The organism is Terrabacter tumescens (genome assembly GCF_014646815.1).
Lineage (GTDB): Bacteria > Actinomycetota > Actinomycetes > Actinomycetales > Dermatophilaceae > Terrabacter > Terrabacter tumescens.
On the sequence record NZ_BMNZ01000005.1, the window covers coordinates 343,674 to 366,342 of the forward strand.

The 22,669-nt window shown below is 73.8% G+C and carries 22 protein-coding genes, 1 pseudogene and 2 riboswitches; of the genes and pseudogenes, 6 read left to right on the forward strand and 17 right to left on the reverse strand.

Annotated features, from left to right (window positions below; all coding sequences use genetic code 11):
- The first annotated feature begins 71 nt into the window (after nucleotides 1-71).
- A complete protein-coding gene (locus tag IEY30_RS14750; protein WP_081920503.1) occupies nucleotides 72-1,469 on the forward strand; it encodes a L,D-transpeptidase family protein in 1,398 nt (465 codons plus the stop codon).
- A gap of 86 nt (nucleotides 1,470-1,555) precedes the next feature.
- Nucleotides 1,556-2,479 carry a helix-turn-helix transcriptional regulator gene (locus IEY30_RS14755; protein WP_030198953.1) on the forward strand — a complete coding sequence of 308 codons (924 nt, stop codon included), beginning with the start codon at nucleotides 1,556-1,558 and terminating at the stop codon, nucleotides 2,477-2,479.
- A gap of 108 nt (nucleotides 2,480-2,587) precedes the next feature.
- Here IEY30_RS14755 and IEY30_RS14760 read toward each other — a convergent pair whose 3' ends face one another.
- The 6 genes from IEY30_RS14760 to IEY30_RS14785 all read right to left on the reverse strand — a co-directional run bounded on the left by IEY30_RS14760 (nucleotide 2,588) and on the right by IEY30_RS14785 (nucleotide 6,302).
- Complete coding sequence (locus tag IEY30_RS14760; protein WP_188960152.1) at nucleotides 2,588-3,052, reverse strand: OsmC family protein; 465 nt, start codon at nucleotides 3,050-3,052, stop codon at nucleotides 2,588-2,590.
- A 49-nt stretch (nucleotides 3,053-3,101) separates the two neighbouring features.
- Nucleotides 3,102-4,115 (reverse strand): LLM class flavin-dependent oxidoreductase, encoded by a 1,014-nt coding sequence (locus IEY30_RS14765; protein ID WP_229675018.1) that lies wholly within the window; start codon nucleotides 4,113-4,115, stop codon nucleotides 3,102-3,104.
- Nucleotides 4,116-4,209: 94 nt separating this feature from the next.
- Nucleotides 4,210-4,590 (reverse strand): fluoride efflux transporter FluC, encoded by a 381-nt coding sequence (locus tag IEY30_RS14770; protein ID WP_030198945.1) that lies wholly within the window; start codon nucleotides 4,588-4,590, stop codon nucleotides 4,210-4,212.
- Nucleotides 4,587-5,108: a fluoride efflux transporter FluC gene (locus IEY30_RS14775; RefSeq protein ID WP_373286720.1), complete on the reverse strand. Its 522-nt coding sequence runs from the start codon at nucleotides 5,106-5,108 to the stop codon at nucleotides 4,587-4,589. Before IEY30_RS14775 ends, IEY30_RS14770 begins: the two co-directional genes overlap by 4 nt.
- Complete coding sequence (locus tag IEY30_RS14780; protein WP_030198940.1) at nucleotides 5,099-5,641, reverse strand: universal stress protein; 543 nt, start codon at nucleotides 5,639-5,641, stop codon at nucleotides 5,099-5,101. The genes IEY30_RS14775 and IEY30_RS14780 overlap by 10 nt, the downstream gene beginning before the upstream one ends.
- A 69-nt stretch (nucleotides 5,642-5,710) precedes the next feature.
- Nucleotides 5,711-5,788, reverse strand: a riboswitch (Fluoride riboswitch).
- A 73-nt stretch (nucleotides 5,789-5,861) separates the two neighbouring features.
- Entirely contained in the window at nucleotides 5,862-6,302 is a 441-nt protein-coding gene (locus IEY30_RS14785; protein ID WP_030198937.1) for a DUF732 domain-containing protein, read from the reverse strand.
- Nucleotides 6,303-6,317: 15 nt separating this feature from the next.
- Here IEY30_RS14785 and IEY30_RS14790 point away from each other — a divergent pair, with 15 nt between their 5' ends.
- Nucleotides 6,318-6,599: a hypothetical protein gene (locus tag IEY30_RS14790; RefSeq protein WP_030198933.1), complete on the forward strand. Its 282-nt coding sequence runs from the start codon at nucleotides 6,318-6,320 to the stop codon at nucleotides 6,597-6,599.
- A 12-nt stretch (nucleotides 6,600-6,611) separates the two neighbouring features.
- Here the strand turns inward: IEY30_RS14790 and IEY30_RS14795 are convergent, their stop codons facing one another.
- The 7 genes and pseudogenes from IEY30_RS14795 to IEY30_RS14825 all read right to left on the reverse strand — a co-directional run bounded on the left by IEY30_RS14795 (nucleotide 6,612) and on the right by IEY30_RS14825 (nucleotide 14,466).
- The gene (locus IEY30_RS14795) at nucleotides 6,612-7,826 is read right to left on the reverse strand and encodes a pyridoxal phosphate-dependent aminotransferase (RefSeq protein WP_030198931.1); all 1,215 of its coding nucleotides are present in this window, start codon (nucleotides 7,824-7,826) and stop codon (nucleotides 6,612-6,614) included.
- Between the two features lie 199 nt (nucleotides 7,827-8,025).
- The gene (locus tag IEY30_RS14800) at nucleotides 8,026-8,604 is read right to left on the reverse strand and encodes a hypothetical protein (protein WP_030198928.1); all 579 of its coding nucleotides are present in this window, start codon (nucleotides 8,602-8,604) and stop codon (nucleotides 8,026-8,028) included.
- 117 nt (nucleotides 8,605-8,721) lie between these two features.
- Nucleotides 8,722-10,398: pseudogene (gene mptB / locus IEY30_RS14805) on the reverse strand (polyprenol phosphomannose-dependent alpha 1,6 mannosyltransferase MptB); the annotation flags it as partial.
- Entirely contained in the window at nucleotides 10,325-10,921 is a 597-nt protein-coding gene (locus tag IEY30_RS14810; RefSeq protein ID WP_030198922.1) for a histidine phosphatase family protein, read from the reverse strand. The gene IEY30_RS14810 and the pseudogene mptB, both read right to left, overlap by 74 nt.
- A gap of 1 nt (nucleotide 10,922) precedes the next feature.
- The gene (locus IEY30_RS14815) at nucleotides 10,923-11,447 is read right to left on the reverse strand and encodes a hypothetical protein (protein ID WP_156035305.1); all 525 of its coding nucleotides are present in this window, start codon (nucleotides 11,445-11,447) and stop codon (nucleotides 10,923-10,925) included.
- Between the two features lie 55 nt (nucleotides 11,448-11,502).
- Nucleotides 11,503-13,830, reverse strand: coding sequence for an ATP-binding cassette domain-containing protein (locus IEY30_RS14820; protein ID WP_030198919.1), 2,328 nt, complete (start codon nucleotides 13,828-13,830; stop codon nucleotides 11,503-11,505).
- 21 nt (nucleotides 13,831-13,851) lie between these two features.
- Complete coding sequence (locus IEY30_RS14825) at nucleotides 13,852-14,466, reverse strand: ECF transporter S component (RefSeq protein WP_030198918.1); 615 nt, start codon at nucleotides 14,464-14,466, stop codon at nucleotides 13,852-13,854.
- A gap of 97 nt (nucleotides 14,467-14,563) precedes the next feature.
- A riboswitch (TPP riboswitch) is annotated at nucleotides 14,564-14,680 on the reverse strand.
- Between the two features lie 85 nt (nucleotides 14,681-14,765).
- Here IEY30_RS14825 and IEY30_RS14830 point away from each other — a divergent pair.
- Nucleotides 14,766-15,230 (forward strand): DUF4235 domain-containing protein, encoded by a 465-nt coding sequence (locus IEY30_RS14830; protein ID WP_030198915.1) that lies wholly within the window; start codon nucleotides 14,766-14,768, stop codon nucleotides 15,228-15,230.
- Between the two features lie 62 nt (nucleotides 15,231-15,292).
- Here the strand turns inward: IEY30_RS14830 and IEY30_RS14835 are convergent, their stop codons facing one another.
- Nucleotides 15,293-15,931 carry a cation transporting ATPase C-terminal domain-containing protein gene (locus IEY30_RS14835; protein ID WP_030198914.1) on the reverse strand — a complete coding sequence of 213 codons (639 nt, stop codon included), beginning with the start codon at nucleotides 15,929-15,931 and terminating at the stop codon, nucleotides 15,293-15,295.
- 159 nt (nucleotides 15,932-16,090) lie between these two features.
- On the opposite strand from IEY30_RS14835, the gene ppdK reads away from it, so the two are divergent.
- A complete protein-coding gene (gene ppdK / locus IEY30_RS14840) occupies nucleotides 16,091-18,814 on the forward strand; it encodes a pyruvate, phosphate dikinase (RefSeq protein ID WP_052358571.1) in 2,724 nt (907 codons plus the stop codon).
- 118 nt (nucleotides 18,815-18,932) lie between these two features.
- Here the strand turns inward: ppdK and IEY30_RS14845 are convergent, their stop codons facing one another.
- Nucleotides 18,933-19,931, reverse strand: a complete 999-nt coding sequence (locus IEY30_RS14845) for a zinc-dependent alcohol dehydrogenase family protein (protein WP_030198910.1) — start codon at nucleotides 19,929-19,931, stop codon at nucleotides 18,933-18,935.
- A gap of 200 nt (nucleotides 19,932-20,131) precedes the next feature.
- Between IEY30_RS14845 and IEY30_RS14850 the strand changes: the two genes are divergently transcribed.
- Entirely contained in the window at nucleotides 20,132-20,665 is a 534-nt protein-coding gene (locus IEY30_RS14850; protein WP_030198907.1) for a DUF1918 domain-containing protein, read from the forward strand.
- A gap of 34 nt (nucleotides 20,666-20,699) precedes the next feature.
- Here IEY30_RS14850 and IEY30_RS14855 read toward each other — a convergent pair whose 3' ends face one another.
- Nucleotides 20,700-21,353, reverse strand: coding sequence for a response regulator transcription factor (locus IEY30_RS14855; protein WP_030198901.1), 654 nt, complete (start codon nucleotides 21,351-21,353; stop codon nucleotides 20,700-20,702).
- A gap of 53 nt (nucleotides 21,354-21,406) precedes the next feature.
- A complete protein-coding gene (locus IEY30_RS14860) occupies nucleotides 21,407-22,591 on the reverse strand; it encodes a sensor histidine kinase (protein ID WP_030198899.1) in 1,185 nt (394 codons plus the stop codon).
- Between the last annotated feature and the right edge of the window lie 78 nt (nucleotides 22,592-22,669).

Here is a 22,669-nt window from a genome sequence, read left to right on the forward strand (position 1 = left end):
TGCCACAATGAAGGGCGCGACCGCGCCGACACTCACCCGCCGCAACGCGGTCCGGACACAGGGGACACACCATGAGGACCATCCGCATGGCCAGACAACGCACCGTCGGCGGGGTCGCCACGGGACTCGTCATCGCCGCGCTCGTCGCCACCGGGTCGGCCGCGCACGCCGACCCGCTGACGGGCACACCGACCCCGTCGACCAGCTCGTCAGGTTCGACCGCGAGCAGCCTTGCGGCTGAGGGCGATCCGACCGACACGACGACCACCACCACGACCACCAGCGAGTCGACGACCACGACGACGACGGCGACCGAGACGGCGACGACCACGCCGACGACGCCGGTCCCGACCGCGACGGCGACGCGCCCCATCACGCCGAGCCCGGTCGTCATCGCCGCCGGCACCATCAGCGACCGGGTCAAGGACGTCCAGGTCAGGCTCCGGCTCGTCAAGCCCGCCTACTGGACCTACGCGATCAACGGCCGCTACGGCGTACTCCTCGGACAGAGCGTCCTCGCCTTCCAGCGCGACCAGAGACTCCCCCTGTCGGGCGTGCTCGACCAGCGCACGTGGCGCCGGCTCGTGGCCGTCACCGCGACCCGCACCCTGCTGGCGCGCGACAGCAGCGGCAACGCCGTCAAGGACCTCCAGGTCCGTCTGCGCGCTGCCGGCGCCACCTACTGGCCGTATGCCGTCAACGGCTACTTCGGGTGGACCGTGGGCCAGCGCGTGAGCACCTTCCAGCGCGACCAGGACCTGCCGCAGTCCGGCGTGCTCGACCAGCGCACGTGGAGCCGTCTCGTCGCGCTGACGGCCACCCCGGTCGTCCTCAACGCGTCGTCACCGAAGGCCAACCTCCAGGAGCTGCAGCGCCGCCTGGGCGCCAGGGGTCTCTGGCCGTATGCGTTCTCGGGCTCCTACGGCGTGACGCTGGGCCAGAAGGTCCTGGCCTTCCAGCGCGCCTACGACCTCCCGCAGTCGGGCACCGTCGACCGCCGCACCTGGGCCCGACTGGTGGCCCTCACCTACACCGCCGGCACGTTCGACAAGCACCGCTACTACTCCGGCCTGCGACCGCTCATGCCGACGCTCTCCTCGCTCGACCAGCGCTGCCGCACCGGGCGCGTCATGTGCGTCGACAAGAGCACCCGCACCCTGACGTGGGTCGTCGACGGCAAGCCCCTCATGGTCATGTGGGCCAGGTTCGGCGGCCCGGGCCGCGAGACCCGCGAGGGGACCTTCCGCGTCTCGCGCATGTACGAGTACGTCATCTCCAACCTCTACTTCACCCCGATGCCGTACTCCATGTTCTTCTCCGGCGGTCAGGCCGTGCACTATTCGTCGAACTTCGCCCGCATCGGCTATGCCGGCTCGAGCCACGGCTGCGTCAACATCGCCGACCTCGCCCAGGTGAAGTCGCTCTTCTTCAAGGTGCGCGTCGGTGACAAGGTCGTCGTCCACCCCTGACCTGACGCGTCCGGTGGACGAGCGGCGTTGTCAGCCGAGCAAACCCGATCAAGTGGTCGGGTCGGACCAGCGCGCAGGATCGTGACGTGACCGGTTCCCGAGACACCTTCGCCGCCTGGCTGGACGTGCTCGTCGACACCCTCGACGAGCCCGGCCTGACGGGAGAGCAGATCGCGGACCGGCTGCACCTGTCACGGTTCCACCTCGACCGGATCATCAGCGCCGCCGCGGGTGAGGCGCCGAGCGCCCTGCGCCGCAGGGTCCTGCTGGAGCGCTCCGCGTTCCGTCTCGCGGCGAGCCGTCGCCCCGTCCTCGACGTCGCCGTCGAGGCGGGCTACGGCTCGCACGAGGCGTTCACGCGGGCGTTCCGCCGCGCGTACGGCACAACGCCGTCCGCGTGGCGCGCCCGTCCGGGCGTCATCCGTCTCGAGGTGACCAACGACATCCACTTCCACCCACCCGGCGGCATCCGCCTGCCGGCCCAGCGAAGGGTCACCGCCATGGATCTCGTGCAGAAGATGGTCGAGCACCACATCTGGCTCACCAGCCAGCTCATCGAGTGCGCCACCCAGCTCACGGACGAGCAGCTCGACGAGCCCATCGTCGTCAACGTCGACGACGACCCCGACCCGTCGACGCTGCGGCGCATCATCAGCCGCCTCGTCGGGCAGATGGCCATGTGGAACGCCACCATGGCGAGCCGCGAGTACGACTTCTCGCTCGAGGAGCACGAGTCGCTCACGTCGGCGAGGCGCCGGCTCGCCGAGGCGGCGCCGGTCTTCCTCGACCACGTGCGTCAGGCCACCGACCAGGGGCGCCTCGACGACGTGTTCGTCGACGCGACGTGCGACCCGCCCTACGTGTGCTCCTACGGGGCGATGATCGGCCACGTGCTGACGTTCGCCGCTCACCGGCGCACCCTGGCGGTCCGCTCTCTCGACAAGCACGGTGTCGGCCGGCTCGGGTGGGGCGACCCCATCGAGTGGATCGACGCAGCGCACCGCGCCTGACGGCATACGCCCTCGGCCCGTGAACGTGCTTCGGTCCGGCGACCTGTCACCCGAACGGGTGCAGATCGCCGGACCGAAGCGCTGTCTCGGGACCCAGGGGGCCTGCGGTCACTCGACGGTCGTCGTGACCGGCGTGCCCATCTCGACGGTGCGGCTCACCGTGCACCACTCGTCGTGCGAGCGCTTGACGAGCTTGGGCAGCATCTCGCGCGCGGCGTCACCGCCGTCTCCCTCGGGGAAGCGGACGCGGAAGCGCACCTCGATGTCCTGCAGGTGGTTGCCGTGCTCGTCCTTGACCTTGTCGGCCGTCACCTCGATCTCGAACTGCTCGGGCTCGGCACGGCGCGTCGTCACGGTGTCGACGTCGACGGCGGTGCAGCCGGCGATGCCGGCGAGGAGCAGCTCGACCGGCGAGAGCTCGTCGGTGCCGGAGCTCAGCGTGATCGAGCCGCCGCGGTCGTTGCGCGCGGTGTAGCGGCCGACGCTGTCACGGGTCAGCGTGACGCGGCGCAGGTCCTTCGGGTCCCTCTCGGAGGTGCTGGCGGTCGTGCTGTCGGTCGGGCTCTCGCTCATGGGTGCAGCCTCTCAGAGGTCGGGTTCGGGGCGGCGCCGGGTCCGTGGCTCAGCTCCACGCGTCGGCGAGCAGCTCGTAGGAGCGCAGCCGGTCCTCGTGGTCGTGGGCGCCGCACGTGACGATGACCTCGTCGACGCCGGTCGCCTCGACGAAGCCGGCCAGCCCGTCGCGGACCTCGTCCGGCGTGCCGACGAGCGACACACGCGTCATCTCGCTGACGGCCTGGCGCTCGGCCGGCGACCACGTGGCCATGAGGCTCGCGATGTCGCCCTGCGGCTCGGGCAGGCCGGCGCGGCGACCGGTGACGATCCCGTGGAAGCGCTGGAGCACGCTCGTGAAGAGCCGCTCGGCCTCGGCGGTGGTGTCGGCGACCATGACGTTGACGCCGGCCATCGAGCGCGGCGCGTCGAGGCCGCCGGGCTCGGTCGACGGGGTGAAGCGCGAGCGGTAGACCTCGAGCGCGCTCATGAGCGCAGCCGGGGCGAAGTGCGACGCGAACGAGTAGGGCAGGCCGAGGGCGGCCGCGACCTGAGCGCCGCCGTGGCTCGATCCGAGGATCCAGATCGGCACGTGCGTGCCCTCGCCGGGGATGGCCCGCACCTTGGCGTCGGGGTCGGGGTCGCCGAGGTAGCCGATGAGCTCCTCGACCTCGCCGGCGAAGTTCATCGCGGCTGCCTCGTTGCGGCGCAGGGCCCGGGTCGTGAACGGGTCGGTGCCGGGCGCGCGGCCGAGCCCGAGGTCGATGCGGCCGGGGTGGATCGTGGCGAGCGTGCCGAACTGCTCGGCGACGACGTAGGGCGCGTGGTTGGGCAGCATGATGCCGCCGGCCCCGACGCGGATCGTCTCGGTCTGGTCGGCGACGTGCCCGATGAGGACCGCCGTCGAGCTGGACGCGACCCCGCGCATGTTGTGGTGCTCGGCCATCCAGTAGCGCTGGTAGCCCCACTTCTCGGCGTGGCGGGCGATGTCGACCGTCGAGGCGATCGCCTCGCCGGCCGTGCCCCCGTCGAGGACGGGCACGAGGTCGAGGATGTTCAGCTGGGCTTTCGGGGCAGGACTCACGTGGGTGCCAACAGGCAGCGTGGGGCGCGGTATTCCGAGGCCGTATGCCGGGTGCACCCTCCCGCGCCCACGGCGGGCCGGGCCTCCCCTTCCCTCACCCGAGCAGGTGACCGACGCCGATCCCGGCGGCGGCTGCGGCGACGCCGAGGACGAGGGTGGTCGCGGCGTACCCGATGCCGGTGCCCCGCCCTTCGGCGAGCCAGAGGCGCATCGACTCGACCGACGCCGTGCTGAAGGTCGTGTAGCCCCCGCAGAAGCCGGTGCCGATGATCGCCTTGACCGCCGCCCCCGACGAGTCGGCCGACGACAGGGCGAACAGCCCGGTCAGCAGACCGAGCAGGAACGACCCCGTCACGTTGATGACGACGGTGCCGACCGGCATACGCAGGCGGTTCCGGCGGGCGATGGCACCGTCCGTCACGAAGCGGGTCAGGGCACCCGCCCCACCCGCGAGGGCGATCAGCAGCGTCGTCATCGGGTCGGCTCCCCGGCGCGGTGGCCGAAGGCCCGGCGCGCGAGGCGGTAGCCGGCCGCGGCAGCCGTCACGCCGAGCACCACGCTGCCGACGGCGTACGACAGCCCCACGGCGAGGCTCTGCGGGGTCAGTCGTTCGACGGCCTCGACCGCGAAGGTGCTGTAGGTCGTGAAGCCGCCGAGGACGCCCGTGCCGAGGCCGAGACGCGCGACGCGTCGGCTGCCCTCGTCGGGGCCGGTGCGCGCGAGCGACTCGAGAAGCAGCCCCAGCAGCAGGGACCCGACGACGTTGATGACCAGGGTCGTCCACGGCACCTCCCCCGGACGTGCCGGCGCGGCCTGCTCGAGCAGCGATCGCACGAGCGTGCCCACGGCGCCGCCCACGAAGATGACCACCCCGAGCAGCGGCGACCGCCTCAGCACCCCACCGGCGGGGCGTGCGGGCGTCCTTGCAGCAGAGGCGGGCTCGAGGTCGGCATCGACCTCCGGGTCGAGGTGGCGGTCGTCGCTCACTCCCACGGCGCCCGACCCTCCCAGTCGACGACCTCGACGGGCACGACGAGAACCGGCCGGTGCTGGTGGTGCGAGAGGTGCAGGGCCGTCGAGCCGTTGACGAAGTCCTTGAGCCGACGGTGTCGCCCGACGTGGCTCCCGACGACGAAGCCGGCCGCGTCGACCGCCCGGGCCAGGTGCGTCAGCGCCCGGTCGACCCGCCCGGCGAGGTAGCGGAAGTGCCACGGCACGTCCTGCCCGTCCATCCACCCGGCCACGAGGCGGGTCAGCTCCTGCTCCCGCTGCGGCCACGTCTCGTCGTCGATGTCGGGGTCGATCGACAGGTGGCGCACGGTGCCGTCAGGGTGCTCCTCGTCGGCGTAGCGCGAGGTGTCGACGTAGGCGAAGTAGAGCGCCGAGGCGCCGGTCGCCCGGGCCAGGTTGACCGCCGTCAGCGCGACGAGGGCAGGCTGGTCCGGGAGCACGGCGACCACGAGCGGGTGGCCGGCGAAGTCGGTGATGCGGGACGGGTGCGGCTGCGGTGGGACTCGATCGCCCATCGGTGACTCCCTCGGACTCGTCGACGGGCCGGCACGCGCCCGCCCATCGCAACGGTCGCGCGGGACCGTCGATGAACAGGAACCATCAGCCGGTCGGCGGTTCGGACGTCGCAGGACGTCCGGGCGGGATCCATCGCCACGCACACTCTACCGACTGCCACCTGTCGGAGACGTCGCGGTCAGGCCGTGTCCGGAGGTGTCGGGCCGTGCCGGGACGGCGTCAGGGCAGCTTGAGCTGGGCGATCTGCCCGTCGTAGTCTGGGCAGAGGGCCTGCACACCGGCAGCCATGAGCTGCTTCGTGCGCAGCGCGTCGCCGGTGTTGGGCAGCGGCTTGTCGTCGTCGTCCACGGCGATCTGGGCCAGGTCGACGCCGCCGTTCTTGAGCGCCCAGCACGTCGTCGTGCCCGTCTCGATGTCGTCGTCGACCGTGTCGCCGGTGACGGTGGCCCCGAGCTTCTCGGCCGCCAGCACGAACTTCGCCTCCTCGGCGGAGATGCTCGGTCGAGCGCTCGCGACGTCGGAGGGCAGGTCGCTCAGCGTCGGTTGCGAGTCGCCGCACTCGGACAGCGCCAGGGCGACGAGCACGCCGGTGCAGGCGGTGACCACGGGGGCGAGCGCTCGGCGCGGAGCCCGGCGGACGGCATACGTGCTCTCGTTCATCGTTACCCTGAACGCGTGAGCGAGCCCGATCGTCCCCGCGACGCCACGTCCGCACGGCTGGCCGCCGAGGCACCGCTCGCGCGCGGCGCCGTGGTCGCGTCGCTGTCGGCGGTCGTCTTCGGGTTCGTCTTCCTCCCGCAGCTGCTCGGGCTGGCGCTGGCGGGGCTCAGCCTCGCGCGCCGCGAGCCCGGCGGGCGACGGCCCGCGCTGCTCGCCGTCGGCATCAGCCTGCTGCTCACCGTCGTGTGGGGCACCGTGCTCGGCCTGCTCCTCAAGTGGTGGGCCACCTCCCGCTGAGCGCACGAGCCGCTACTGGGAGTACGTCGAGAGGAACTTCTCGAGCCGGCCGACGGCGTCCTCGAGGTCCTCGACGCGCGGCAGGAAGACGAGCCGGAAGTGGTCGGGCGTGGCCCAGTTGAAGCCCGTGCCGTGGACGACGAGCATCTTCTGGTCGCGCAGCAGGTCGAGGGCGAATCTCTCGTCGTCGCGGATGTCGTGGACCTTCGGGTCGAGCCGCGGGAAGAGGTAGAGCGCCCCCTCCGGCTTGGTGACCGAGACTCCCGGGATCTGGTTGAGCATCTCCCACGCGACGTTGCGCTGCTCGAGCAGCCGGCCTCCGGGCAGGATCAGCTCGTTGATCGACTGGTAGCCACCGAGCGCGACCTGGATCGCGTGCTGCGCCGGCACGTTGGCGCACAGGCGCATGTTGGCGAGGATGTCGAGGCCCTCGAGGTAGTTGCGCGCGTGCTCCTTGGGCCCGGTGATGACGAGCCAGCCCGAGCGGAAGCCGGCCACGCGGTAGGCCTTGGACAGGCCGTTGAAGGTCAGGCACAGCAGGTCGGGCGCGAGGGACGCGATCGAGGTGTGCGTGGCGCCGTCGTAGAGGATCTTGTCGTAGATCTCGTCGGCCATGATGATCAGCTCGTGCTCGCGGGCGACCTGGGCGATCGCCTCGAGGACCTCGCGCGGGTAGACGGCGCCGGTCGGGTTGTTGGGGTTGATGACGACGATGGCGCGCGTGCGGTCGGTGATCTTGCTGCGGATGTCGTCGAGGTCGGGCGCCCAGCCGGCCTGCTCGTCGCAGACGTAGTGCACGGCCGTGCCGCCGGCGAGGCTCGCGGCCGCGGTCCAGAGGGGGTAGTCGGGCGCGGGGATGAGCACCTCGTCGCCGTTGTCGAGCAGCCCCTGCATCGCCATGACGATGAGCTCGCTGACGCCGTTGCCGAGGTAGATGTCCTCGACGCCGACGGCCGGGAAGTCGCGCACCTCGTAGTGCTGCTTGACGGCGCGGCGGGCCGACAGGATGCCCTTGCTGTCGCTGTAGCCCTGCGCCGTCGGGAGCTCCTGGATGACGTCGACGAGGATGTCCTCGGGTGCCTCGAAGCCGAACGGGGCCGGGTTGCCGATGTTGAGCTTGAGGATGCGGTGCCCCTCGTCCTCGAGCCGCTTGGCCTCGGCCAGCACGGGCCCACGGATCTCGTAACAGACGTTCTGCAGCTTCTTGCTCTGGGTCACCGCGCGCATACGCCCCAGAGTGACACCCAGGTATGCCGTGGGCCGCGTCATTCCCACGATGTGGCCCATGTCGTGGGTCACCTGGAGTCAGAACAGGCGTAACGGGTGGGGCGGGGCGCTCACTCGTGGTGGGGCCGGGCGCTCACTCGAGTGGTAGGGCGGGGCCACTCGAGTGGGGCGGGGCGGCCACTCGACGAGTGGGGGCAGGTCAGTGCAGGAGGCAGCCGAAGCTGCTGGCGGGGCTGCGCGCCGACAGCGACCCCACGAGCGAGATGTCGCTGGGCGCGAGCACGTCGACCGTCAGCACGTGTCCCTCGGCCGTGCGCGTCAGGCGGGCGTAGACGGGGACGTCGGACGGCTGCTGCGTCCACCCGGACCGCACGAGGTAGTCGACGAGCTCGGCCGGCTGCGGACCCGTCGACGGCGGGTAGCTGCGGGTGATGCTGCCCTCGTCGGCGTCGCGGCACGGCGGGATGTCGCTGTGACCGAGCGGGGTGATCGCGTGGTCGAGGTCCTCGACCTCGCCGGCCAGGGACTCGTAGGCCGCCACGTCGCCGGCGTGGACGCGCGCGGACCACGCCCACGCACCGAAGGCGAGCAGCCCGACGACGAGCGCGACGAACCCTGCCGTCGCGAGCCAACTTCGTCGCGTGGACCTCGCTCCCGAGGCGGGACCGGGCGCTGCCGACGGTTCGGCGGGCAGGTCACGGTGGCGTGGCGCGCGCGGGGCCCGCGGGGGTCGCCCGCCGCCGGGCGGGGCCTCGTCGACGAAGCCGGAGTCACTCACCGGGACAGTGTGGGACACCCGGGCAGGCCCCGGGAGCGGCATCGGCAACTGTCGCCGATCCGTGACCGCCCCGACCTCCGGTTCGAGGTGATGCCGGCACCCACCCGGGCGCCGGGATCACCTCGAACGGGCGGAAGAGGAGCCAGAGGGGCCGGAAGGGTCCGTGGTGGCGGTGCTGCCGGGCTGCCGCACGAGGGGCCGGTCGAGGTCGAGCAGGTGGCGCCAGTCGGTGCGGCGAGCGGTGCGCAGCCCGCGCCGCAGCAGCAGGACGAGGACGACGAGCGCGAACGGCACGCCGACGGCGGTCGTCGTCAGGCCGAGGCTGTAGCCCTCCGGCAGCGTCGCGAAGCAGACGACGGTCGCGACGACGGCGAGCGGCCGCTCGAGCCGCGGCTGCCACAGCGCGCCCAGCGACACGGCGAAGAGCGGCAGCATCCAGAGGTAGTACCAGCCGAGGAAGACCGGCGCGAGCACGACGACGGCGAGCATCGCCCACGCGATCCCGCGCACCGGCCGGAGCCGAGCCTCGGGGTCGGCCACGTCGCCGGCGAGGCCGCGGGTGTCGGCGGGCTTGACCGCCGCCAGCCAGACGAGCACGAGGAGCAGCGCGAGGACGGCGAGCGCCACGAGCCGTGCGGTCGCGATGCCGGTCTCGCGCCACTCGTCGTGGCCGAGCAGGTGCCCGACCGCACCGACGGCGATGCCGACCGAGGTGGGCAACGACGTCCACTGCTCGTTCTTCCCGGGGGTCCCGGTCGGGTTGAGCCACGAGAAGCCGAGCCCGGTCACGACGCCGCCGAGCACCATCGGCACCCCTGCGCAGAGGGCCGTCAGCGCCCCCGCCCGCACCACGTCACTCCAGCGGGCGTATGCCGGGTCACCGGTCCCCGACGCCCGCGCCGTCGCGACGTGGCGGGCCCAGAGGACCGCGACGAAGGGCAGGGCGATGACGGCGGTGACCTTGACCATGGCGCCGAGGGCGATCACGACGCACGCGACGGCGAGCCGCCCCCGCAGGGCGAGGGCCAGGCCGCCGAGCACCGCGGCGACCATGAGCGCGTCGTTGTGCGCTCCCCCGACGAAGTGGGCGCCGACGAGCGGCACGGCCACCCCGAGCCACATCGCCCGCACCGGCGACCAGCCGAGCCGGCGGGCGACGTCGGGCACGGCCCAGGCCATGACGACGACACCCACGACCGCGAGCAGGCGCAGGAGCAGCAGGGCCACCCACAGCTCGCCGGACACCGAAGCGACGGCTCGCGCGAGGAGCAGCCACACGGGCCCGTAGGGGGTCGCACTGTCGAGCCAGGTCGGTGCCGTGGAGTCCCGCCACGGCGAGTCGAGCTCGCGGACCGCGTGGTCGTAGGGGCTGAGGCCCTGGTCCCAGAGCAGGCCCTGGGCGGCATACGAGTAGAGGTCGCGGCTGTAGAGGGGCATGGCGGCGACGAGCGGGGCGAACCACAGCGCGACCGTCACCCACCACCACCGGACCGGGACGTCCGCGTCGCGCAGCCGCCACCAGGCGACGACGAGCAGCGCCATCGCGAGCAGCGACACCGTCGCGAGCAGGGGCGAGCCGCCGCTGGCCGACCACGCCGCCACACCCGGCCACAGCACGTGCAGGTTCGGGCGGGGCAGGGCGCCGGCGCCCCACGAGGCGGCGGCGAGGACGACGCCGGCCGCACAGCCCGCCCAGCGCCACACCCCCGGAGGCGCCGTCTCAGCCATGCGTGACCGGCTCGTCACCCCACGCGAGCAGGCGCCACCCGGTCTCGGGGTCGCCCTCCATCGTGACGACGTGCGCGTTGTCGAGGCGGCGGCCGTCGAAGAACTCGGCGGACAGCCCGAGCGAGGCAGAGCACCAGACGCGCATCGCGGCACCGTGGCTCACGGCGACCGCCGACGCGTGCCCGTCGGAGGCGATGCTCGCGATGGCCGCGTCGTAGCGCTCCATGAAGACGGCGCCGCTGTCGCCGCCGGGGATCGTGTGCTCGGGGTCGTCGCGCCAGCGGACGACGGCGTCGATGTAGGGCTGCCAGTCGGTCGACATCTCGTAGTCGCCGGCCTGGATCTCGCGCAGCCCGGGAAGCACGACCATCTCGAGCCCGAGCAGCTCGGCGAGCGGCGCCGCGGTCTGCTGGGTGCGCACGAGGTCGGAGGTGTAGATCGCCCCGAGGTCCTCGCCACCGAGCCGGTCGGCGAGGGCGCGGGCCTGGGCCCGGCCCTCCTCGGTGAGGTCGACGCCGGGCACGGCCGTGTCGAGCTGGCGGGCGACGTTGGCGTGGGTCTGGCCGTGCCGCACGAGGAAGAGGCGCACGTCAGAGGCCCTTGACCGTGACGCCGCTCAGGCACTCGACGCCCGCGCTCGGTCCGGTGTGGAAGTTCTTGATCGACACCGGCGTCGCAGCACCAGCCGCGAGCTTGATGTCGACCTCCTTGCCGGCCACGTCCGAGCCGTCGGACGTCTTGACGAGGAAGACCGCCACGGTGAACGTGTGCTCCTCGGAGTCCGCGTTGGTCAGCGTCCCCGTGAAGCTCCAGGACTCCCCCTTGGCGGTGCAGCTCGTGCTCGTGAGGCTCGACGCGGCGTCGAAGAGGCCACCGTCGCTCGGCGCGGTCGTGTCGGCAGGATCGGGCACGTCGTCGCTCGGGGTGTCGGCCGTGATCGTCGGCTGCACCGGCACGCTCACCGTCGGGGCCACCGTGTCGGCCGAGGGCGTGGGCTGGCCGCAGCCGGCGAGGGCGAGGACGAGCGAGGCGCAGACGGCCAGCGCGACGGTCGGCACGGCATACGCCCGGGGTGCACCGGGGTGTCCGCTGACGGCTCGGCGAGGCATGGGCACGTGCGGCCCCTTCCTGTCAGGAGGTGTGCGCGGCCCATTGTGCCCCGCGAGGCGCTCAGGGCAGCAGCAGCCGGGCCGCGACGGCGGCGACGATGACGAGAACCCCCGCCCCCAGCGCCAGCGTGTCGGGCAGCCGCCACGGCGCGGGCCCGGCCCACGAGCGGCGCCGCGCCTCGGCGAAGCCCCGCGCGTCCATCGCCAGCGCCAGCGCCGACGCCTGGCCGAGAGCGCCGACGAGCAGGCCACCGGTGACGACGACGGCCTCGCGGCCGCGGGCGACCGGTCCGCGGTCGGCCCGGATGCCACGCACCCGGCGCGTCGTCATGAGCTCGACCCAGAGGGCGTCGAAGGACTGGAGCCGCTGGAGGGCGGCCGTCGCCGCGACGACGGGACGCGCCGGCAGCCGGAGGCGCTGGGCGAGGTGGTCGCCGAGGGCCTCGGGGTCGAGGAAGCCGACGACGAAGGCCGACGGCACGAGCAGGCAGAGCACGCGCAGCGCGGCCCCCGAAGCCACCTCGAGGTCGCGACCACCGAGCAGCCACGCGGACCACGCGACCCCGAGGACGGCGACGGCCGCCGGCGCGAGCCGCGCGAGGACACCGCGCAGGCGTCCCTGAGGAGCACGACCTGCGCCGGGGGCGATCAGACCCACGAGGCCGAGCACGAGCTCCACGGCCAGGACGGCGAGCCCCTGGCGCCACGTGTCGAGCAGCGCTGGAAGGGGAAGCACGCACAGGGCGGCGCCGAGCAGCGCGAGCGGGCCGACACGGGCGAGCACCGGGCGGCGTTCCGGCTCCGGGTCGGGCGGCGGCTGGGCGGGGGCGGTGACGCGGACGACGCGGTCGGCGTCGTCGACGACACCCGGGTCGTGGGTCGTGACGACGACGGCCGCACCCTCGTCACGCGCGGCGGCGAGGACGCCGGAGACGGCCGCCCACGTCAAGCGGTCCTGCCCGACGGTCGGCTCGTCGGCGAGCACGAGGGCCGGGCCGTGGGCGACGGCGGAGGCCATCGCGAGGCGCCGCTGCTCACCACCGGAGAGCTGCCGCGGGTCGGCGCCGGCCAGGTGCGCGAGGCCGAGGGCGGCGAGCAGGGCGTCCGCCCGCCGGCCGGCGACGGCGGGGTCCTGCCCGAGGGCGAGCGGGGTCGTCAGCACGTCGTCACGCACGGTGCGGCCCACGAGCGCGGTCGCCGCGCGCTGCGGCACCCAGGCGACGACGCGGGCGAGGTCGGTCGAGGACCACTCGTCGGGCGGCGCGAGCCGGTCACGCGCAGCGGCGCGGTCGCCGGTCTCGGCCGGGGTGAGCGGCAGCGCCACGTCGACGGTGCCGCGGGTCGGCGCCGTCAGGCCGCCGAGCGCCGACATGAGCGAGGACTTGCCGGCACCGCTCGGTCCGACGAGGGCCACGGACCGGCCGGCCCGCGCCTCGAGGTCGGCACCGTCGACGGCGAGGGTCGTGCGCGACGGGCCCCCGAGCCGCCGGCTCCGGTGCTCGACCCGGACGCCGGATGCGGCCGCGACGACGCGGCCGTGCGGCACCCGTCCGGCCGCGGCGTCCGGGGCGGGGTCGAGGGCCAGCGCGAGAGGCTGGGGGTCGGGAACACCGGGCACCCAGATGCCCTGGGCTGCAAGGGATTCGCCGTGCTCGACGAGGACCTGACGCGGCTCGCCGTCGGCGACGACCGCGCCCGACGCGTCGAGGACGACGAGGCGGTCGACGAGGTCGAGCCACCCGTCGAGGCGGTGCTCGACGACGACGAGCGTGAGGCCGCGCCGTGCGACGACGTCGGCGACGACGCTCCGCACGTCCGCTGCGGTCGCGGCGTCGAGCATCGCCGTCGGCTCGTCGAGCAGGAGCACCGACGGCTCCATGACGAGCGCGCCGGCCAGCGCGAGCCGCTGGGACTCGCCTCCGCTCAGCGTCGCCGGCGGGCTGTCGGGCGACATCGTCAGCCCGACCTCGCGCAGGGCGGCGGCGACGCGGGGCGGCATGGCCGCCCGCGGCATGGAGACGTTCTCGAGCCCGAACGCGACGTCCCGGCCGATGCTCGAGGCCACGACTCCGGCGCCGGGATCCTGCAGGACGAGACCCACCGAGCCCGGAACTGCCTGCGGCTCATGGCCGTCCACGGTCACGGTGCCCGACAGGTCGCCGGCGTCGGCCGTCAGCAGCAGGCCGGCGACGGCGCGCAGCAGGGTCGACTTGCCCGACCCGCTCGGCCCGGCGAGCAGCACGCGCTCGCCGGGCTCGAGGGTGAGGTCGAGACGGTCGAGGACCGGACGCGACCGACCGAAGGGTCGCCACGTCAGACCGGCGACGCGCACGTCCGCGCCGGATCGCACCGGCGCCTCCGCGTCGACGTGCTCGGGTCCTCGCTCCATCGGGGCCTCCACGGGGGCCGGTCAGACGGCGCGCTGCTCGCGGATCTCCTGGCCCGGGGGGAACGGGTTGAGCGCACCCGCGGCGGCGAGCAACCGGGTCAGGCCGACGGCGAGCAGCGAGCCGAAGACGGCGACCGACGCCCCGAGCAGGAAGAGGTAGGAGACCTTGTAGCCCCAGCCCCAGTCGGTCCAGTACGAGTACCACTCGTAGACGGCCTCGAACGCGCCGCCGAGGAAGCCGCCGAGCAGCAGCGGCGCCCAGCGGTACACGGCATACCCGAACGCGGCGAAGCCGAGCTCGACGCCGAGCCCCTGCACGAGGCCGGACACGAGCGTCGTCAGGCCCCACTGCGTGCCGATGAGCGCGGAGACGATCGCCGCGAGCAGCTCGGTGAAGACGGCCGCGCCGGGGCGGCGGATGATGAGCATGCCGACGATGCCGGCGACGAGCCAGGGCCACGCGAACAGCGCGCTGAAGGGGGGGAAGCCCGCCGAGACGGCGTTCGAGGGGACGGCGTAGGCCAGACCCCACGCCCAGTAGGCGACGCCGAAGGCGACCCCGAGGAAGGCGCAGGTGAGCAGGTCGATGGTGCGCCAGCGGGTCAGCGGCCCGCTCGCGGTGATGGTGTTGGACATGGTGTGTCTCCCGGGTTCCAGTGGATACGCGTGGATACGAGTGTATACCGGGGGAAGCCAGCCGGACGGACACGTCGATGACGTGTGCCGTGCGGTGGCCTGAGAAATACCGACTTCCTTCGCCGGTGCTAACCGGAGCAGGTTCGAGGGTCTGCGGCTCGGCCCTTCGGGCTGCCGCACTCTCAGCGCGTGACGCGCTCCCCTGTCGTGATGGGTGGGTGGTGCTCTTCAGTTGTCGGGGGTGACTCTACTCGTCCGGCGCGCGTCCGACGCCCGGGTCTCGTGGGTACAGTCACGACATGGGTTCCAAGGACACGAAGAAGGCTGCCTCCAGGGCTGTCGAGAAGGCCAAGGCCAAGGCTGAGACGCCGCAGCACACCCCGGTCAGCGGCCCGGTCTGGAAGATCCTCAGCGTCGGCACGACGATCGTCGCGACGAAGCTCGCGACCGACGCCGCGCAGAAGGGCTGGAAGCTGGCGACCGGCCGCAACGTCCCGGTCAAGGGGGACTTCGAGCGTGAGCGCACGCGCGACGTCATCCTCTTCACGGCGCTCTCGTCGATGGCCGTGGCCGCGGCTCGGGTCGCCGCCGAGCGCGGCGCCGCGACGTACTACCGCCGCTCGACCGGCCACCTGCCCAAGGCGCTCGAGGACGAGAAGGTGTCGCCGACCGACAAGAAGGCCTCCCGCAAGCTCGCCAAGGGCAAGGCCAAGGCCGAGCGCGCGACCCAGAAGGCCATCGACAAGGCCACCGGCCGCCGCTGAGTCCCCTCTCTCCCCGTCCCGCCCGGTCCCGCCCGGTCCCGCCCGGTCCCGACCCGCTCCGGCTACGCCGGTGCGACTCCGTCCCGTCGGCGCGCACCGGGGCGCAACGCCTTGTGGGCCCGGTCGACGAGCACGACGGCCGGTACCGCCGCCAGCGCGACGACCCACCCCACGGGCGGCGGCACCGATCCGCCGAGCAGGCTGGCGGCAGCCGGCCAGCCGAGGATGACGGCCAGGAAGACGAGCTCGACGGCCACCGCGAGCAGCAGCAGCCGGTTGCCCCGCAGCGAGGGCCGCCCCACCGGTCGGCTCGCGCTCCGGCAGGCGAACGCGTTGGCGAGCTGGCCGAGCACGACCGCGGCGAAGGCCGCCCCCGACGCCGGCGCCAGCACGTGCGCCGGTGCCGTCTGCCCGTAGCTCCAGCCGCCGAGCGTCAGGACGCCGACGAAGGCCAGCATCTCGACGACCGCCTCGGTCGGGCCGAGGACGAGCAGGGCCCGGCGCAGCAGCCCGAGGTCGACGAGCGGCCCCGAGCGCATCGGCTCGATCATGACGCGCGGGCTGGCCGGCTCGGCGCCGAGCGCGAGAGCGGGCAGCAGGTCGGTGCCGATGTCCAGGGCGAGGATCTGCAGCACCGACAGGGCGAGCGGCAGGTGCCCGGCCGTCAGCGACCACAGCACGAACGAGCACTGCCCTTCCACGCTACGCGCGAGCCGCCGGCCGCGGATGGGACCAAAGCCCCTGTCGGGGTCCTCTAGCGCGGACGGACGATGCACGGGAGAGACGGGTGCGGCGCGCCCGGGCCGAGCGTGCCGACCCCGAGCACGCGAAGCCTGGATGACCCGATCACTGGAGGCGCCATGACCACCACACCGGAGCGCACCGCTCGACGAGCCTTCGTGCTGGAGCTGCACGAGGGCGACCGGACGATGGCGGGGCTGCTGGGGGGCAAGGGCGCCGGGCTCGCGGAGATGTCACGGCTGGGTCTGCCCGTGCCCCCGGGCTTCATCGTCACGACCGAGGCGTGCCGGGCCTGGCTCTCCGGAGCCGGCGAGCCCGAGGGTCTCTGGGACCAGATCGAGGCGGCCATGCTCGACCTCGAGCACCGCTCCGGGCTGCGCTTCGGCGACCCGTCCGCCCCGCTGCTCGTGTCGGTGCGCTCCGGGGCACGCTTCTCGATGCCCGGGATGATGGAGACGGTGCTCGACGTCGGGATGACCGACGCGGTGGCTGCCACCCTCGTCGCTCGCGGTGAGGCGCGCTTCGCCTGGGACAGCTACCGGCGCCTCGTGCAGATGTACGGCCGCACCGTCCTCGGCATCAACGGCTCCCTCTTCGACGCACAGCTGACCGAGCTGCGCCGGGCCACCGGGGCCGCGACCGACGCCGAGCTCGATGCGGCCGCGCTCGAGCGCCTGACGGCCGGCTTCCGCCGCATCCTGGTCGAGCACACCGGCGGGGACCTCCCGCAGGACCCGCGCGACCAGCTGCGGCGCGCGGTCATCGCCGTCTTCGCCTCGTGGAATGGCGAGCGGGCGCGCCTCTACCGCGCCCACGAGGGCATCCCCGACGACCTCGGCACGGCGGTCAACGTCGTGCAGATGGTCTTCGGCAACCGCGGCGAGCACTCGGGCAGCGGCGTGTGCTTCACCCGCGACCCGGTGAGCGGCGCCCCCGGCGTCTTCGGGGACTACCTGCCCGACGCGCAGGGCGAGGACGTCGTCAGCGGCAGCCGCAGCCCGATGGACCTCTCGGAGCTGGGCCGCCGCGATCCCGCCCTGCACGAGGAGCTGAGCACGCACCTGCGCACGCTCGAGCAGCACTACCGCGACCTCTGCGACGTGGAGTTCACCGTGGAGCGGGGCCGGCTGTGGATCCTGCAGACCCGGCTCGGCAAGCGGAGCCCCGCCGCGGCCTTCCGGATCGCCGTCGAGCTCGTCGACGAGGGCGTCATCGACCTCGACGAGGCCCTGACCCGCGTCGACGGGACCCAGCTGCAGACCCTGCTCCACCCCACCTTCACGACCGTGGAGGGGCTGACCCCGCTGGCCCACGGACTCGCGGCGAGCCCCGGCGCGGCCTACGGCCAGCTCGTCTTCGACGCGGCCACGGCGATGGAGTGGACGGCGCTCGGGCGCGCGGTGGTGCTGGCCCGGCCCGAGACCAGTCCCGACGACTTCGGCGGCCTGCTCGCCGCCCGCGCCGTCATCACCTCGCGCGGTGGTCTCACCTCGCACGCGGCCGTCGTGGCCCGCGGGCTCGGGCGCACCTGCGTCACGGGGGTCGAAGGACTCCTCGTCGACCCCGTCGCCCGGGTGGCCACCCTCCCCGGGGGCGTGACCCTGCCCGAGGGCACCGTGGTGTCCGTCGACGGCACCGCGGGAGAGGTGTATGCCGGTCAGCGAGACATCGAGCCCAGCGCCGTGTCGACGGCCATCAGCCAGGGCACTGGACGCGGCACGGAGACCTCCGACCGCACCGTGCGGGCCGTGCTGACCCTCCTCGCGCACGCGGACCTGAGGGGTCACCTCGGGGTCATGGCCAACGCCGACACCCCCGAGGAGGCCCGGATGGCAAAGCGTTTCGGCGCAGAGGGCATCGGCCTGTGCCGCACCGAGCACATGCTCCTCGGCGAGCGCCGGGTGCTCGTCGAGCGCCTCGTCACCGACGAGAACCGCGCCGGCGCCCTCGCCGAGATCGAGGCGCTCGCGCTGACGGAGTTCACCAGCCTGCTCGAGACGATGGAGGGCCTGCCCGTCGTCGTGCGTCTGCTCGACCCGCCGATGCACGAGTTCCTGCCTGACCTCGTGGAGCTGTCGGTCACGGCTGCCGTCGCCGCCGAGCGCGGCACGCTCGACGTGATGCTCGAACGCCGCCTGGCCACGACGCGGCGGTGGCACGAGTCGAACCCGATGCTCGGGCTGCGTGGGGTGCGCCTGCTCACCGTGCTGCCGCAGATCATCGACGCCCAGGTGCGGGCCCTCGCCGAGGCCACGCTCGCGCTGCGGGCCCGGGGCCTCGACGTGCGACCCGAGCTCATGGTCCCGCTCGTCGCCGACGTCGCCGAGCTGACGGCGGCCCGCGAACGGATGGAGGGCATCCTCGCGGACGTCGCCCGCGCGCACGGCACGACGCTGCACCTGCCCATCGGCGTCATGGTCGAGCTGCCGCGCGCCGCCCTGACCGCCGCCGCCCTCGCCGAGCACGCCGACTTCTTCTCCTTCGGGACCAACGACCTGACGCAGACCAGCTGGGGCATGTCGCGCGACGACGCCGAGGCCAACTTCCTGGCGGCCTACCGGGAGGCCGGGATCATCGCGACCGACCCGTTCAAGACGATCGACGAGGCGGGGGTCGGCGCGCTCGTGGCGATGGCGGCGCGCGACGGTCGGCAGGCCCGGCCCGGGCTCGGGCTCGGTGCCTGCGGGGAGCACGCGGGCGACCCCGCCTCGATCGGGTTCTTCGCCCGGACGGGCGTGGACTACCTGTCCTGCTCGCCGCCGCGGGTGCCCGTCGTGCGGCTCGAGGCGGGCCGTCAGGCGGTCCTGCTCGCCGGCACGCGGTCGACGTCCGACACCCGCTGAGCACGACCGCGGGGCCGGTTCCGCGCTCTCGAGCGGGCACCATCCGGTGTGCTCCCGCCGGATGGTTCTCTCGGCCGGGTCTTTCCCGAGGTGCCGTCCGGGCCGTCAAGGGGTGCTGTCAGGGCACGAGCACGGCCGCGCCGTGCACGCGTCCCTCCTCGAGCTCGACGAGGGCGCGGTCCGCCTCGTCCAGCGGCACCGGTGTCGTGGCGACTCTCAGACCCAGCCGCTCGGCGAGCAGGAGGAACTCCTCGCCGTCCTGCCTCGTGTTGCTCGTGACGCTGCGCAGCGACCGCTCCCGGAAGAGGTGGCGCTGGTAGTCGAGCACGGGGATGTCGCTGAGGTGGATGCCGGCCACGGCGAGCGTGCCGCCCGGCGACAGGGCCTCGAGGGCGACGGGGACGAGGTCGCCTGCGGGGGCGAAGAGGATGGCGGCGTCGAGCGGGACCGGCGGGGCGTCGGTCGGGCCGCCGACCGAGGCCGCGCCGAGCTCCGTGGCCAGCTCCCGGGCTCCCGCTCCACGGGTCAGCACGTGCACCTCGGCGCCCTGCGCGACGGCGACCTGGGCCGTGAGGTGGGCGCTGGCTCCGAAGCCGTAGATGCCGAGCCGTCCTCCCGGTGGCAGTTCGGCCCGGCGCAGCGACCGGTAGCCGATGATCCCCGCGCAGAGCAGCGGGGCCGCGTCGACGTCGGAGAACGAGGGCGGCACCCGGTAGGCGTACGCCTCGGGCACGACGGTCCACTCGGCATACCCCCCGTCGGCGTCCCAGCCGGTGTATCGCGATGCGGCACAGAGGTTCTCGCGGCCCGCGCGGCACCAGCGGCAGGAGCCGCACGTGCTCCGGAGCCACGCGACGCCGACGCGGTCGCCGGGCGCGAAGCGGTGGGCGCCGTCGCCGAGGAGCGCGACCTCGCCCACCACCTCGTGGCCGGGCACGAGCTGGTGCCGGTGCCGCGGCAGATCGCCCGTGACGACGTGCAGGTCGGTGCGACACACCCCACAGGCGCGCACGCGGACCAGCACGTCGCCGGGGCCGGGCTGCGGGACGGGCAGCTCGGCCCGGACGAGCGGGCGACGCCGTAGCGGCGCCGGCTCGTCGACGACCCACGCCTGCATCGTGCCCACGGCGCCTCCCTCGGGTCGTCGGTCGTGCGAGCGCACCACCACTGCCGATCACACCCCCGGGCGGCGGCCGCGGCAAGGGTCCAAGGTCCCGCCCCCGGACCCGACGGTCCCACCGGGCCGAGCCCTTCGCCCCTGAGCACCCCGACCCGTGGGGTGCTGTCCTGATCTGAGACCCGATCGAGGAGGCCATCGTGAGAGCACACGTCGGAGACCGCATCGTCCTTGCGGCAGAGCACATCGACGAACCCACCCGGGACGGGGAGGTGCTCGAGGTCCGCGGGGCCGACGGCGGGCCGCCCTTCGTCGTGCGGTGGACGGACGGGCACACCGGGCTGATCTATCCCGGGCCGGGGTCGGTGCTGCACCTCGGCGCCGCCGACGACACGGCAGCAGCCGCACCCGCAACCCCCGCAGCCCCCGCAGCCCCCGCGGGCACGACCGGTCACGAGCCGACGCAGCACCTGCGCGAGTGGCAGGTCCGCGTCTCGCTGCTCGAGGCCGGTGACGACACGAGCGCCACGGTGGTGCTCGTCGCCGACCCGCCCGACCGGATCAGCGCCAAGGGGTCGAGCCACCGCTCGGCCGACGACACGGCGGACCGCCGGATCGGCGACGAGGTCGCCGTCGCGCGGGCGCTGCGCCACCTGGCCGACCAGCTGATCGGCGACGCGGAGCACGACATCGAGGAGCGCACGGGCGAGGAGGCGCACGTCCGGACGACGTGACGCGCCGGCCGCCGACAGCAGGGCGCCCGCGGACTCAGCCGTCGCCGATGCGGACGAGCCCCGTCTCGTAGGCGAGCACGACCATCTGCACCCGGTCGCGCAGGCCGAGCTTGGCCAGGACGCGCCCGATGTGCGTCTTGACCGTGGCCTCGGCGACGAAGAGGGCCGCGGCGATCTCGGAGTTGTTGAGGCCCCGACCGACCGCCTCGAGCACCTCGCGCTCGCGCTCGGTGAGCACGTCGAGCCGGTCGAGCCCGGACGGCCGGCCCGGGCTCGCCAGCACGGGCAGGAAGCGGTCGAGCAGTCGCCGGGTGGGACCGGGCGCGACGACGGCGTCACCGGTGTGGACGGCACGGATCGCCGAGAGCAGCTCCGACGGTCCGGCGTCCTTGAGCAGGAAGCCTGCTGCTCCCGCGCGCAGCGCCGCGTAGACGTACTCGTCGAGGTCGAAGGTCGTCAGGACGAGCACCTTCGGGGTCTCGCCGCGGTCGACGATGCGACGGGTCGCCTCGATGCCGTCGAGCCGGGGCATCCGGATGTCCATGAGCACGACGTCGACGGCGCGCCCGGGCAGCGCGTCGAGGGCGGCCTGCCCGTCGGCGCACTCGGCGACGACGTCGATGTCGGGCTCGGCGTCGAGCACCATGCGGAAGCCGGCCCGCACGAGGGCCTGGTCGTCGACGATCATCACCCTCGTCGGGCGGTCGGTCGAGCGGTCCGTCCCGCTCCAGGTCGTGTCGGTCACTGGTCCCTCTCCGTCGGCATCGTGGCGAGCACCTCGAAACCGCCACCGGCGCCCGGCCCGGCCGTCAGGGTGCCGCCGTGCACCGCGACGCGTTCGCGCATGCCGGCCAGCCCGTGCCCGCGCCCGTCGTCGGCGCTGCGCGCCCCGACCCCGTCGTCGCACACGCAGATCCGCATGCGCTCGTCGGTCTGCTCGACGTCCACGACGGCGCTCGCTCCCGGTCCCGCGTGCTTGATGACGTTGGTCAGCGACTCCTGCACGACTCGGTATGCCGCGAGGTCGAGTCCCACCGGTCGCCGCCGTTCGGCGCCCCGGACGGTCAACGTCACCGGCACCCCTGCTGCGCGCACCCCGGCCACGAGGTCGTCGAGCTGGGCCACGCCACCGGTCGGTGCGAGCTCGACACCGGACTCCGGGTCACGGAGCACCCCGACGAGGCGCCGGGTCTCGCCGAGCGCGTCGCGGGCGGTCGCACCGATGGTCTCGAGCGCGCCCACCGAGCGGGCGAGCGCGCCCTCGGGACTGCGCTCGGCGGCATACGCGGCGCCGTCGGCCTGCACGACGATGACCGACAGCGCGTGCGCCACGACGTCGTGCATCTCGCGCGCGACGGCCGCCCGCTCCTGCTGGGCGGCGAGCCGCAGCTCCTGCTCCCGCTCGCGCTCGACGCGCTCGGCCCGGTCCTGGAGGTCGGCGAGGCGCTGGAGCCGGGCCCGCTTGAGGTCACCGAGCGCCCACGCGGCGAGCGACGCGGCCGCGCACGCGAGGAAGGTGAAGGTGAACTCGGCCGCGCCCGGCACGCGACCGGACGGGGCCGTGAAGCGGAGGCCGGCGATGGCGGAGCCGAGCGCCGCGACGCCGAGCCCGGCGAGGCGCACCCCGCGGCGGCGGTCGTAGGCGGCGAGGGAGTAGAGCGCGACGAGGAAGGCGACGTCACCCGGCAGCAGGTTGCTCGTCGGGATGACACGGACGGCAAGCGCGATGCTGACGACGGCGAAGGCGACGGCGGGGTGCGAGCGCCGCCAGATGAGCGCGAGCGACGACACCCCCACGACCGCCCAGCCCCACCCCTGGCCCTCGCCGAGCAGGACGAGGCCCAGCAGCGCGAGGACGACGGCGAGCGGGACGTCGAAGAGGAGCGGCCGCCGCTGCAGCCACTCGTAGACGCGTCCCTCGTTCACGCCCCGAGCCTACGAGGGCCGCTCCGAGCCGTCGTCAGACCACGGTCGCAGACGTGGGACGACCGCACGACGGGAGGC

Coding starts and splice junctions, on each gene's coding strand:
- IEY30_RS14855 (WP_030198901.1), bottom strand. CDS start 21,353: ATGATCGTCGACGACCAGGCCCTCGTGCGGGCCGGCTTCCGCATGGTG.
- IEY30_RS14820 (WP_030198919.1), bottom strand. CDS start 13,830: ATGGAGCGAGGACCCGAGCACGTCGACGCGGAGGCGCCGGTGCGATCC.
- IEY30_RS14845 (WP_030198910.1), bottom strand. CDS start 19,931: ATGCAGGCGTGGGTCGTCGACGAGCCGGCGCCGCTACGGCGTCGCCCG.
- IEY30_RS14750 (WP_081920503.1), top strand. CDS start 72: ATGAGGACCATCCGCATGGCCAGACAACGCACCGTCGGCGGGGTCGCC.
- IEY30_RS14795 (WP_030198931.1), bottom strand. CDS start 7,826: ATGCGCGCGGTGACCCAGAGCAAGAAGCTGCAGAACGTCTGTTACGAG.
- IEY30_RS14780 (WP_030198940.1), bottom strand. CDS start 5,641: ATGGGCGATCGAGTCCCACCGCAGCCGCACCCGTCCCGCATCACCGAC.
- IEY30_RS14760 (WP_188960152.1), bottom strand. CDS start 3,052: ATGAGCGAGAGCCCGACCGACAGCACGACCGCCAGCACCTCCGAGAGG.
- IEY30_RS14830 (WP_030198915.1), top strand. CDS start 14,766: ATGGGTTCCAAGGACACGAAGAAGGCTGCCTCCAGGGCTGTCGAGAAG.
- IEY30_RS14770 (WP_030198945.1), bottom strand. CDS start 4,590: ATGACGACGCTGCTGATCGCCCTCGCGGGTGGGGCGGGTGCCCTGACC.
- IEY30_RS14825 (WP_030198918.1), bottom strand. CDS start 14,466: ATGTCCAACACCATCACCGCGAGCGGGCCGCTGACCCGCTGGCGCACC.
- IEY30_RS14785 (WP_030198937.1), bottom strand. CDS start 6,302: ATGAACGAGAGCACGTATGCCGTCCGCCGGGCTCCGCGCCGAGCGCTC.
- ppdK (WP_052358571.1), top strand. CDS start 16,091: ATGACCACCACACCGGAGCGCACCGCTCGACGAGCCTTCGTGCTGGAG.